This window comes from Tolypothrix tenuis PCC 7101 (assembly GCF_963874875.1).
In the GTDB taxonomy this organism is placed as follows: domain Bacteria; phylum Cyanobacteriota; class Cyanobacteriia; order Cyanobacteriales; family Nostocaceae; genus Aulosira; species Aulosira tenue.
This window is the reverse complement of the sequence record NZ_CAWNJS010000001.1, coordinates 691,200-702,077: the sequence shown is the minus strand read 5'-3', so window position 1 is coordinate 702,077 and position 10,878 is coordinate 691,200. Positions and strand designations below refer to the sequence as shown.

12 protein-coding genes are annotated in these 10,878 nt (G+C 43.6%); 9 read left to right on the top strand and 3 right to left on the bottom strand.

Annotation, left to right across the window (positions count from 1 at the left end):
• Positions 1–62: 62 nt before the first annotated feature.
• A complete protein-coding gene (psbC, locus tag AACU25_RS02865; protein ID WP_096573823.1) occupies positions 63–1,451 on the bottom strand; it encodes a photosystem II reaction center protein CP43 in 1,389 nt (462 codons plus the stop codon).
• On the bottom strand, positions 1,435–2,490 hold the full coding sequence (psbD, locus tag AACU25_RS02860; RefSeq protein ID WP_045869084.1) for a photosystem II D2 protein (photosystem q(a) protein): 1,056 nt from the start codon (positions 2,488–2,490) through the stop codon (positions 1,435–1,437). The genes psbC and psbD overlap by 17 nt, the downstream gene beginning before the upstream one ends.
• Positions 2,491–2,593: 103 nt before the next feature.
• Between psbD and AACU25_RS02855 the strand changes: the two genes are divergently transcribed.
• The 5 genes from AACU25_RS02855 to AACU25_RS02835 all read left to right on the top strand — a co-directional run bounded on the left by AACU25_RS02855 (position 2,594) and on the right by AACU25_RS02835 (position 7,256).
• Positions 2,594–2,773: a hypothetical protein gene (locus tag AACU25_RS02855; RefSeq protein ID WP_190446031.1), complete on the top strand. Its 180-nt coding sequence runs from the start codon at positions 2,594–2,596 to the stop codon at positions 2,771–2,773.
• A gap of 303 nt (positions 2,774–3,076) precedes the next feature.
• Positions 3,077–3,670: a photosystem I assembly protein Ycf4 gene (locus AACU25_RS02850; protein ID WP_096573822.1), complete on the top strand. Its 594-nt coding sequence runs from the start codon at positions 3,077–3,079 to the stop codon at positions 3,668–3,670.
• Positions 3,671–3,997: 327 nt separating this feature from the next.
• On the top strand, positions 3,998–4,783 hold the full coding sequence (locus AACU25_RS02845; protein ID WP_045869081.1) for a peptidylprolyl isomerase: 786 nt from the start codon (positions 3,998–4,000) through the stop codon (positions 4,781–4,783).
• Positions 4,784–4,862: 79 nt separating this feature from the next.
• Positions 4,863–6,017 (top strand): beta-ketoacyl-ACP synthase, encoded by a 1,155-nt coding sequence (locus AACU25_RS02840; RefSeq protein WP_321206894.1) that lies wholly within the window; start codon positions 4,863–4,865, stop codon positions 6,015–6,017.
• 438 nt (positions 6,018–6,455) lie between these two features.
• Positions 6,456–7,256 (top strand): DUF928 domain-containing protein, encoded by an 801-nt coding sequence (locus AACU25_RS02835; RefSeq protein WP_096573820.1) that lies wholly within the window; start codon positions 6,456–6,458, stop codon positions 7,254–7,256.
• 168 nt (positions 7,257–7,424) lie between these two features.
• On the opposite strand, the gene csaB is transcribed toward AACU25_RS02835, so the two are convergent.
• Complete coding sequence (gene csaB / locus AACU25_RS02830) at positions 7,425–8,465, bottom strand: polysaccharide pyruvyl transferase CsaB (protein WP_096583447.1); 1,041 nt, start codon at positions 8,463–8,465, stop codon at positions 7,425–7,427.
• Between the two features lie 291 nt (positions 8,466–8,756).
• On the opposite strand from csaB, the gene AACU25_RS02825 reads away from it, so the two are divergent.
• The 4 genes from AACU25_RS02825 (at position 8,757) to AACU25_RS02810 (ending at position 10,789) form a co-directional block, all read left to right on the top strand.
• The gene (locus AACU25_RS02825; RefSeq protein ID WP_096573819.1) at positions 8,757–9,104 is read left to right on the top strand and encodes a DUF2499 domain-containing protein; all 348 of its coding nucleotides are present in this window, start codon (positions 8,757–8,759) and stop codon (positions 9,102–9,104) included.
• Positions 9,101–9,415 carry a DUF3593 domain-containing protein gene (locus AACU25_RS02820; RefSeq protein WP_096573818.1) on the top strand — a complete coding sequence of 105 codons (315 nt, stop codon included), beginning with the start codon at positions 9,101–9,103 and terminating at the stop codon, positions 9,413–9,415. Before AACU25_RS02825 ends, AACU25_RS02820 begins: the two co-directional genes overlap by 4 nt.
• A gap of 176 nt (positions 9,416–9,591) precedes the next feature.
• The gene (gene hisA, locus AACU25_RS02815) at positions 9,592–10,365 is read left to right on the top strand and encodes a 1-(5-phosphoribosyl)-5-[(5-phosphoribosylamino)methylideneamino]imidazole-4-carboxamide isomerase (RefSeq protein ID WP_096573817.1); all 774 of its coding nucleotides are present in this window, start codon (positions 9,592–9,594) and stop codon (positions 10,363–10,365) included.
• Positions 10,366–10,666: 301 nt separating this feature from the next.
• Entirely contained in the window at positions 10,667–10,789 is a 123-nt protein-coding gene (locus AACU25_RS02810; RefSeq protein ID WP_321206893.1) for a hypothetical protein, read from the top strand.
• The last annotated feature ends 89 nt before the right edge of the window (positions 10,790–10,878 follow it).

The following is a 10,878-nucleotide window of genomic DNA, read 5'->3' as shown; positions in this document are numbered from 1 at the left end:
TCTTGTTTCTCAACAAGAGCTTGAAATTATGTGATTGTCAGTGATGAAAGAAAACTTGAGAACTAGTCAAGTTCTGTCATGGACATTGCTGGCTCATTCTCACGGTCAATACCTTTCTCAAAACCACCTGCTGCTGCTCTAGCGCGACCAGCGTGCCACAAGTGACCAATGAGGAAGAAGAAACCTAAAACGAAGTGAGAAGTTGCCAACCATGCACGAGGAGATACATAGTTGAAGGAGTTGATTTCTGTTGCTACACCACCTACGGAGTTCAGAGAACCCAGAGGAGCGTGAGTCATATATTCAGCAGCACGACGAGCTTGCCAAGGCTGAATATCGTTCTTGATTTTGTTTAAGTCAAGACCGTTAGGGCCACGTAGAGGCTCTAACCAAGGGCCACGGAAATCCCAGAAGCGCATGGTTTCACCACCGAAGATGATTTCACCACTAGGAGAGCGCATTAAGTATTTACCCAGACCAGTGGGGCCTTGAGCAGAACCGACGTTAGCACCTAAGCGTTGGTCACGAATCAAGAAGGTTAAAGCTTGAGCTTGTGAAGCTTCAGGGCCAGTAGGGCCGTAGAATTCGCTGGGGTAAACGGTGTTGTTGTACCAAACCATACAGGAAGCAATAAAGCCCATCAAGGACAGAGCGCCCAAGCTGTAGGAGAGGTAAGCTTCACCAGACCAAATGGATGCACGACGTGACCAAGCGAAAGGCTTGGTGAAGATGTGCCAAATACCACCAGCAATACAGATGAAAGCAATCCAGATGTGACCACCGATAACATCTTCCATGTTATCGACGCTGACGATCCAGCCTTCACCACCAAAAGGAGACTTGATCAGATAACCAAAGATAATGGCTGGGTTCAGTGTTGGGTTAGTGATAACGCGAACATCACCACCACCAGGTGCCCAAGTGTCATAAACACCACCAAAGAACATTGCCTTCAGAACCAACAACAGCGCACCGCATCCTAAGATGATTAGGTGGAAGCCGATGATGTTGGTCATCTTGTTCTTGTCTTTCCAGTCGTAACCAAAGAAAGAAGAATATTCTTCTAAGGTTTCTGGGCCACGAACGGCGTGATAAATACCGCCAAAACCTAGTACTGCTGAGGAAATCAGGTGAAGTACACCAACCACAAAGTAGGGGAAGGTATCGATGACTTCGCCACCTGCACCAACGCCCCATCCTAAGGTAGCGATGTGAGGTAACAAGATTAAGCCTTGCTCATACATAGGCTTTTCAGGGATGAAGTGAGCGACTTCAAACAAAGTCATTGCTCCAGCCCAGAATACGATCAAACCAGCATGGGCAACGTGAGCACCAAGCAGTTTGCCAGATAGGTTAATCAAACGAGCGTTACCAGACCACCAGGCAAAACCTGTTGATTCTATATCGCGTCCACCGCCCAGGACGGCTGATCTATTAGAGAGCGTTACCACGAGGTAATACCTCCTCAGGGAATACAAATTGTTCGTGGGGCTGATCTTGAGGAGCCATCCAAGCGCGGATACCCTCGTTCAGCAAAATGTTTTTGGTATAGAATGTTTCAAATTCTGGGTCTTCAGCCGCTCGCAATTCCTGTGATACGAAGTCGTAAGCCCGCAGGTTGAGAGCGATACCGACGATACCCACTGCTGCCATCCACAGACCTGTGACTGGCACAAACAGCATGAAGAAGTGTAACCAGCGTTTGTTGGAGAAGGCAATCCCGAAAATCTGTGACCAGAAACGGTTTGCAGTCACCATTGAGTAGGTTTCTTCTGATTGGGTGGGGTTGAAGGCGCGGAAGGTGTTCGCAGCTTCACCGTCTTCAAACAGGGTATTTTCCACTGTGGCACCGTGAATCGCACACAGCAATGCACCACCCAACACACCTGCTACTCCCATCATGTGGAAGGGGTTGAGGGTGAAGTTATGGAATCCTTGTACAAATAGGATGAAGCGGAAAATTCCTGCTACGCCAAAGCTGGGTGCAAAGAACCAGCTCGATTGTCCCAAGGGGTACATCAAGAACACGCTGACAAACACTGCAATCGGTGCAGAGAATGCCAAGGCGTTATAGGGGCGGATTCCTACTAGACGAGCAATTTCAAACTGCCGCAACATGAAGCCAATTAAGCCAAAAGCTCCGTGTAGCGCCACGAATGTCCATAACCCCCCTAGTTGACACCAACGGGTGAAGTCTCCTTGTGCTTCTGGCCCCCACAGCAGCAGGAGGGAATGTCCCAAACTATCGGCTGGGGTGGATACAGCTACTGTGATAAAGTTACAGCCTTCTAAATAAGAAGATGCTAAACCGTGGGTGTACCATGACGTGACGAAGGTTGTGCCTGTGAGCCAACCGCCTAGTGCCAGGAAAGCGCAGGGGAATAACAGTATCCCTGACCAACCTACGAATACAAAGCGATCGCGCTTCAACCAGTCGTCTAGAACGTCAAACCACCCTCTACTGGGGGCGCGCCCAACTGCGATGGTCATTGAACTAAAATCCTCTTTTTTACTAAAATTGCAACGTTTCTAAAGCAGTGCTGTAGGTGATTTTCCCTATTTAAAGCAACTACCGCGAGGAATTAACGTTTTTTTGACAAATTCTCGTAACCTGAAAGCTACTGAGATTCTGAGAACTTACCGCCTAGTTCAGTCAGCGTTTCTCAGAGTTATGCCATTACCCGTACCATTGGCTAGTGTTCTAGTTGGTGGTAACTTAATGATTCTTAACTTATCACATCGGTTCGGGTTTGTGACCGATCCACGCAAGTGAATCAGGTGATTTAACACGAAGCTATATAAATATTATGAATATCAGAAATTTAACAATCTGACACAACTTTTCTCAGAAATCTACACAATTGGAAATGGGGAGTGGGGATTAGGGACTGGGGACTGGTGATTGGGGAGAAGAGGAAAAGGGGAAATCATCAAACCGCGAAAAACTAAATACTGAACCCTACAGCAATTACCCATTAACCATGACCAATGACCTATTCCCAAAAATCAACTTGCAAGACATACTCCTCAAATGGCAGACTTTTAAAGAGAATATGTCACAGGCCAAGGTAGTTCCATGACGGCATCAACAATTAACAAAGGCAATTCGCCTAATGGCGATCGCTCGGCTACAAGTGTCCTGAAGCAAAACGTTCTCGGTTCTCGTCGGTTGAGCAACTACTGGTGGGCAACTATCGTTACCTTAGGAGCTACAGGCTTTGTATTAGCTGGAATATCCAGCTATCTAAAAGTTAATTTACTCATAGTTACCGATCCAACACAACTAGTTTTTGTGCCCCAAGGTTTAGTTATGGGGTTATACGGCGCTGCTGGCCTGCTTTTAGCCTTATACCTGTGGTTAGTAATTTTATGGGATGTAGGCGGTGGATATAACGAATTTAACCAGGAAACAGGCAAGATTAAAATTTTCCGCAATGGATTTCCTGGCAAAAACCGTCGTATTGAGTTTGAAAGCCCCTTACAAGACGCTCAATCCGTGCAAATATCCATCAAAGAAGGGTTGAATCCTCGTCGCGTCCTCTATCTACGCGTGAAAGGTCGCAGAGACATTCCTTTAACTAGAGTCGGTCAACCTTTAGCTCTCACAGAGTTAGAAACTCAAGGCGCAGAGTTAGCCCGCTTCTTGGGTGTACCTTTAGAAGGTTTGTAAAGAATGTTAACAAGGGTCAAGGGTTGTACAGACGCGGTTAATTGCGTCTGTACTCAAATATCTTCCTTGTTGCTTTGTTATCCTGAGTTGCAAGTGCTGAGATCTGAGTAAAAATCCTCGCCCCAACTTTCATGCAAGACTGGTGAAATTTTTTCATTGGGACTGCTTACTCTGTTAACTTTCAAGCAGAAAAGAACTGAGGAACTGAGTAGATAGCTCTGGAGAAAATGTAAAAAATTGTAAATGAGAAATTTTGGATGAGTATTAAATCCCCACTCTAAAAGCTTGGGAAACGATAATATACTCTGGTTGAGTCAGTAATTAGTCATGCGGTTAAAATTTCCACAATTTTTGGTTGCTCTTTTGATTGTTGGGACGTTGATTTTGGGTGGATGTTCAACACAGCAAAATGCTTCTAATGCTTCTTCTACCTCAGCAGCTACCTCAACAGCAACTGAGACAAGCAGCAAGACAAGCACTGAAGCAACGTCTGTATCACAAACTACTAGCGAGAGTATTCCAGGAATGAATGATTTACCACGGCTCGAAGGTAAGGCTACTGTGGTGATGACGGTGAACGGCGCACCAATTACTATCGAAGTAGATGGCACTAATGCCCCAATTACAGCGGGTAACTTCGTAGATTTAGTGCAAAAGGGCGTGTATGATGGTTCAGTTTTCCATCGAGTGGTACGCGATCCCCAACCATTTGTCGTTCAGGGGGGCGATCCACAAAGTAAAGATCCAAGCGTTCCAGCAAATAGGCTGGGGACAGGTGGCTATATTGACCCCAAAACTAAGAATGAGCGCTATATACCCTTAGAAATTAAGCCCAAGGGTGCAGCAGAACCAATTTACGGTAAGACGATTACTCAGCCACCTGCCTTGAATCATAAACAAGGTGCAGTAGCAATGGCCCGATCGCAACAACCAAACTCTGCATCTTCTCAGTTTTACTTTGCCTTAGCAGATCTAGGCTTTTTAGATGGAAACTATGCTGTGTTTGGCAATGTAACCAGCGGCTTTGAGGTAGTAAATAAAATAAAGCAAGGCGATCGCATCGAATCTGCTAAAGTCACCCAAGGCGCAGAAAACTTAAAAACTCCTGGTTAAGATTGCAAAATTGGGTAATGGGTAATAGTTTTTCCTATTACCCATGACAAATTTCAAATCCCAAATCCCAAGTCCCAAATTGGTTAAGGTTGTTGTCACTGGTATTGGTCTAGTTTCTGCTTTAGGAGACAGCTTAGAGGCTAGTTGGCAGAATTTAATTGCAGGTAAATCTGGAATTAAATTACATCAACCTTTCCCAGAACTAGAAGCATTTCCTTTAGGGTTGATTGCTGAACAACCAGCACCATTAGAAAAGCTGACGCAGTCGGTTGTAGCTGCGGCTTTAGAAGATGCTGGGTTATCATCTCCTTTACCTGATTGTGCTGTCGTGATTGGCTCAAGTCGTGCTTATCAAGCTGCTTGGGAAAAACTGGCGCAGCAAATGTACAAAAGCGATCGCCTTTCATCTCCCTTACACATGAGGGAGATGGAAAATTGGTTAAATACTTTACCGCACATGAATGCGATCGCCGCAGCCAGACAAATTGGTGCAACTGGGAGCGTTTTAGCACCAATGGCTGCTTGTGCTACAGGAATCTGGGCGATCGCCCAAGCTACTATGCTATTGCAAACAGGACAATATCAAAGAGCGATCGCTGGAGCCGTAGAAGCACCGATTACACCCCTAACTTTGACAGGGTTTCAGCAAATGGGCGCTTTAGCAAAAACTGGCGCTTATCCTTTTGATTTACAACGAGAAGGTTTTGTTCTAGGAGAAGGCGCAGCTGTGTTTGTGCTTGAATCAGCAGCATTAGCCAAGCAGCGACAAGCCAAAATTTATGGGGAAGTGCTGGGCTTTAGCTTACTTAACGATGCTTATCATGGTAATGCTCCAGAACCAGAAGCTAAAAGCGCGATCGCATCTATCAAGCAATGCTTAGAGCGTAGTTGTCTGACACCAGAAGATATTGATTATATTCATGCTCATGGTACAGCAACACAGCTAAACGATCGCACAGAGAGCATTGCGATCAAGCGGGTGTTTCCCCAAAAAGTGGCTGTGAGTTCAACTAAAGGAAGCACAGGCCACACTCTCGGCGCTTCTGGAGCCTTGGGTGTAGCTTTTTCACTCCTAGCCTTGCAAAACCAAATTTTGCCTCCCTGTGTCGGATTGCAGCAGCCAGAATTTAATTTAAGTCTTGTAAAAACCGCTCGTCACCATCACATTCAGTCTGCCCTTTGTTTGAGTTTTGGCTTTGGCGGTCAAAATGCAGTAGTAGCTTTAGGGAAATAACTAAAAATCGGAGAGACGCAATTAATTGCATCTGTAGTCAACAGTCAAAAACTACTTACTCCGTTATTTCCCAATTACCTATTATCCATTACTTGTATTATTTAATACTTAAAATAATGTATAATGTATTACTTTCTTCCGAAAAAAAATTACTTTTATTCAACTGCTCAATTACCTCCAATCAAAGGTTATTGAAGACTATATGAGGTAATGTTAAATTCTGCGTAGCTAAACCACCGAACGGGAACAATACTTCTGTGTTTTCGACTGTTGTCACAGTATAAAACCTATCACTAGGTCATACTATATTTTCACTTCCCAATGATGCAGTACTTGTAGAGTCTATTGATTACCCCTGTTGATTGCTGCCACAGTTTTGGTTTATCAACAACTAGGGAACTTTTATATTTACATAAATAGTTGCGAGGAAATTTAGGCATGAATTGGATCAAGCGGCCTCTACTTTTCGTAACCTGTTCCGTACCTTTTCTTTTGGAACTGGCTACTATTCCCAATTTAACAGCACAGGCACAAACCCAAGTTAACCCAACTTTGCTAAGTCAGCCGCAAAAACCACCTTTGTTAATCAGTCAAGGTTTTAAACCACCTAAGCGGGGATTACCACCAGCTAGTGCAGGTGGTGCAACTCGGGGCCGATATTGTGTACAAAAAAATCAATCATTAACGCCCTTAATGCCAAAAGAGAATTTAGGGTTAACTTTTGCAGAACGTCCAACTTTTTTCTGGCACGTACCTGCATCTTCTGTCAAAACAGCCCAGTTTGTGATTTTAGCTGAGGCAAATCAGGATAATAACGATGATGATGATGTAGTTTATGAAACTACTTTAAACGTACCGACTAAACCCGGCATTATGAAATTTACCCTCCCTGCGAGTGCTACTCCTTTAAAAGTCGGTAAACGCTATCACTGGTATTTGACATTAGTTTGTGATGAGCAAAATCCCATCAGAAATCCTAATGTAGAAGGATGGGTTGAACGCGCACAACCCGAACCCACCCTGACGAAAGCTCTACAACAAGCAGATGCGCGGAAACGCCCAGGACTTTATGCAGAAGCTGGTATTTGGCATGAAGCACTAAGCAGTTATATTGATTTACGTTGTAGTGAACCGAACAATTTAAAGGTCAAATCTGATTGGGGTGTATTCTTACAATCAGTGGGTTTAAATGCATTTGCAGCAGACCCAATAATTGATTGTTGTACAAATAACAAATAGTCTTTAACAAAAACCTAACTGATTGTTGTTGTTGAGGCTGCTATTACTGCTCTTAAGGGTAGTGCCATGATTGTTTGCGATCGCTAATTTCCAACATTAGCATCAAAATTCGCCAGCGCTTTGGAAAGTCAATCTGACCTCGGCGACTGGCATTAGTTTGAATGTGTCTTAAATTTCTAAAGCTGCAATCAGCAACTCACGATGCATTAATGCCCGATTTACTAGAGACTGAATTTGCTCTGAGGATAATGGATTGCCATGAGCATAATGCTCTATCCAAACTTTACTAATAATATTGGGATCGTCCGGTAAATTCGCTAAATCCCATCCAGGCATAGATAAATCTTCCATTAGGCGATTTACCTTCGGGTCGTAACTCAGGGCAAAACAGCGACAACCTTCAGCCGCAGCCATAATTAAACTGTGTAGGCGCATCCCGATTGTCATCTCTACATGGCGATACACACCTTTTAAAAGTTGTGGATCTTCTAAACACATAATCTGGCTGACATCTTTGAGGTGTGGTTGAATTGCCTCAGCAATATTTAAATCTTCACTTTTTTGAAAAGGCAGTAACAAAATAAAAGTTTGTGTAGCTTTCTGAAACTTAACCAACGCCTGCGTTAAATTTGCCAAGCGTGTTTCGGTCAATTGTGGATGCGATCGCAAAGTTACGGCAACTCTGTGAGCAGGTAAATCCGTAAGTCCGGTTACTGGTTTAGCTTCCAACGCCCAAACCGGGTCTGGAGACAGGATACAGGGAATTTGCCAGTCAGATAATAAGGCTGCACTAGCGCGATCGCGTACACTCACTTTCGTACAAGCAGCAAAAGTTTTTCGTGCTAACCAGCGTGTTTGGGCACGTTTCAGCGGCCCAATTCCCTGACCCCAAGCAACGGTTTTTAAGCCCATCATTTGGGCTAATGCCATCAGTCCCCCATAATAAACAGGGCTAATGGTGCTGGTAACATCTTGGATTAAACTTCCACCACCCCAAATAAACGCATCACAAGAACGCAAAGCTTGCAGTACAGGTAAAAAAGCCATGCGATCGTAGCTCTCCACACCATAGCGATCGCGGGTTTCTTCAGGATTACCAGAAAGCACCACAGGCGTGACATGAGGCGGTAGCATCTGCAACAGCGTTGCTAATAAAGCTTCGTCTCCACCATTCCCTTTTCCGTAATACCCAGATAATAAAGCCCGCATCGGTTTCATTTGAGATTTTTGATTTGAAATTTTAGCTGATCAAGTTTAATTGACCTTGATTATCTGCTACTTACCCAGATGTTAGGTGAAATGGCTGGCATACTTCGCGAAAAATCAGATTTTTCTTGTGGGAAGATGGGGGATGGGGCGATTGGGGACTAGGGACTGGGAAAATAAGGAAGAAATACATCCTTGTGACCCTTGACCTTTGACCCTTGACCCTTGAGTAAGACGCGATTAATCGCGTCTCTACAAATCTCGACCCCTAACTATTGACTTTTCGGCAATCTTATGAATGTGCTTTCAATTCCCACCTGGATTATTCATGTTTCTAGCGTCATTGAGTGGATTGCCGCTATTTGGTTAATCTGGACTTACGGCGAACTCACTGGTAACCGGACTTGGTGGGGATTGTCCTTAGCCATGTTACCCGCTTTGGTTAGTGCTATGTGTGCTTGCACTTGGCACTATTTTGATAATCCCCAATCTTTGGAATGGCTGGTAACACTTCAAGCTACCATGACCTTAGTTGGTAATTTTACCCTTTGGGCAGCTGCGGTGTGGATTTGGCGTTCTGCCAAGTCTGCTCATCAGGGAATTAATTCTGTTGCAAACCAACCTATCAAATCAGAGCGATGATATCTAAAGATGCCCTTTTTGCCATTTCACTGTTTCCTTATTTGGGTTTCTTGTGGTTTATCAGCAGCAGCAAGCTAATGCCACGTTTAGCTTTGTATGGATTTTACGGCACTTTAGTTTTTGTAGGTATTACCATCCCAGCAGGAATCTACGCCAAAGTTCATTACAAAGAGGCTTTAGCAAATGTCGATTGGCTGCACGGTGGTGCAGAGCTATTCTTAACCCTTTCTAACATTTTGATTGTGCTAGGTTTCTGGAAAGCTGTAAAGCAGTTAAAAGCGAAAAATTCACCAGAAAACACTCAAGCATAGGGTTTTGTACTTTTAATTAGTCAAGAGTCAAAAGTTGCTCCAGAGTAACTTTGACTCTTGTACAGACGCGATTAATCGCGTCTCTCCAATTCTTGACTTTCTTGAAACATCAATGTTTGGGCTAGCCTAACATTTTTTTAATTACGAATTAGTAATTATTGATTGAGGATGAGGTAATGGATGTAATTCCAGCAATTGATTTACTAGACGGCCGTTGTGTACGACTTTATCAGGGTGACTACGATCGCTCGCAAGTATTTAGTGAAAACCCAGCTGATGTTGCAAAGCAATGGGTTGATCAAGGTGCAGCTAGGCTCCATGTAGTAGATTTGGATGGTGCAAAAGCAGGTAAAGTTGTCAACTTGGAAGCCATCGAAGCGATCGCACAAGCGGTATCAGTACCAATTCAAGTAGGCGGGGGATTACGCGATCGCGCTAGTGTCCAGCAGTTATTTAATATTGGCGTACAACGAGCGATTCTGGGAACCGTTGCTGTTGAACAACCCCAACTAGTACAACAACTCTGTCAAGAATTTCCCGGACAAATTATTGTTGGGATTGATGCACGCAACGGATTAGTCGCAACTCGCGGTTGGTTAGAAACCTCAGAAGTACTAGCAACCCAACTAGCTGTACAAATGCAAGAATTAGGAGCAGCAGCGATTATTTACACTGATATTCACCGTGATGGTACTCTCTCAGGGCCAAACTTAGAAGCTTTGCGAGAACTCTCTGCTACAATTTCTATCCCCGTAATTGCTTCAGGTGGAGTAAGTTCAGTTACCGATTTGTTGAGCTTGTTGGTGTTGGAACCTCAAGGTGTAAATGGCGTAATTGTAGGGCGTGCCTTATATACTGGCGATATTGATTTAAAAGAAGCATTGCGTGCGATCGGGCCTGGAAGGATTCAAGATATTCCCCCAAATCTGGATTTTACTAGCTTTGCTTAACATTAGCTCTCTTTTTGGAGAGTAAAAGTATCGGGATGAAAGCTAAAACACATCTAATTTGCAGATTAAATTTTATCAGTATCTTGTTGTGTGGGCATCTTGCCCGCCTAAATTCTGCAAATCAAATGTCAATTTAGCTGACAATTTTCTTCCCCATACTTTTACAACAACTGGGGATGATCTTCGAGCCGTAATATATATTTCGCTACCAGCTAGTAATTTTTTAGGATTTTCCGGATTCACAATTTATACGCTTGTAGTTCAATTTGTAGAGAGTTAACCAACAAGGATTGTATTGATTATGACTCGGAAAAAACCTCGCGATAATGGACATCCTCCTAAAACTGAAACTGGTGCTATCCAGGCTAATATCAACAAAAATAACCCTCAACAGCCAAGTCAAAAACTGAATAAAGCACGTTAGTGGCTGTTAGTAATTTGACTAGTATTTTAATTTCAATTTTCAATTTTTAATTCTAATATTGAATTTTTATACATAATGGGTTTCCTCTT

Bases quoted from the DNA above. Each gene is read 5' to 3' on its own strand.
- AACU25_RS02825 (WP_096573819.1), top strand. From the start codon at position 8,757: ATGAATGTGCTTTCAATTCCCACCTGGATTATTCATGTTTCTAGCGTC.
- AACU25_RS02835 (WP_096573820.1), top strand. From the start codon at position 6,456: ATGAATTGGATCAAGCGGCCTCTACTTTTCGTAACCTGTTCCGTACCT.
- hisA (WP_096573817.1), top strand. From the start codon at position 9,592: ATGGATGTAATTCCAGCAATTGATTTACTAGACGGCCGTTGTGTACGA.
- csaB (WP_096583447.1), bottom strand. From the start codon at position 8,465: ATGCGGGCTTTATTATCTGGGTATTACGGAAAAGGGAATGGTGGAGAC.
- psbD (WP_045869084.1), bottom strand. From the start codon at position 2,490: ATGACCATCGCAGTTGGGCGCGCCCCCAGTAGAGGGTGGTTTGACGTT.
- AACU25_RS02820 (WP_096573818.1), top strand. From the start codon at position 9,101: ATGATATCTAAAGATGCCCTTTTTGCCATTTCACTGTTTCCTTATTTG.
- AACU25_RS02810 (WP_321206893.1), top strand. From the start codon at position 10,667: ATGACTCGGAAAAAACCTCGCGATAATGGACATCCTCCTAAAACTGAA.
- AACU25_RS02850 (WP_096573822.1), top strand. From the start codon at position 3,077: ATGACGGCATCAACAATTAACAAAGGCAATTCGCCTAATGGCGATCGC.
- AACU25_RS02845 (WP_045869081.1), top strand. From the start codon at position 3,998: ATGCGGTTAAAATTTCCACAATTTTTGGTTGCTCTTTTGATTGTTGGG.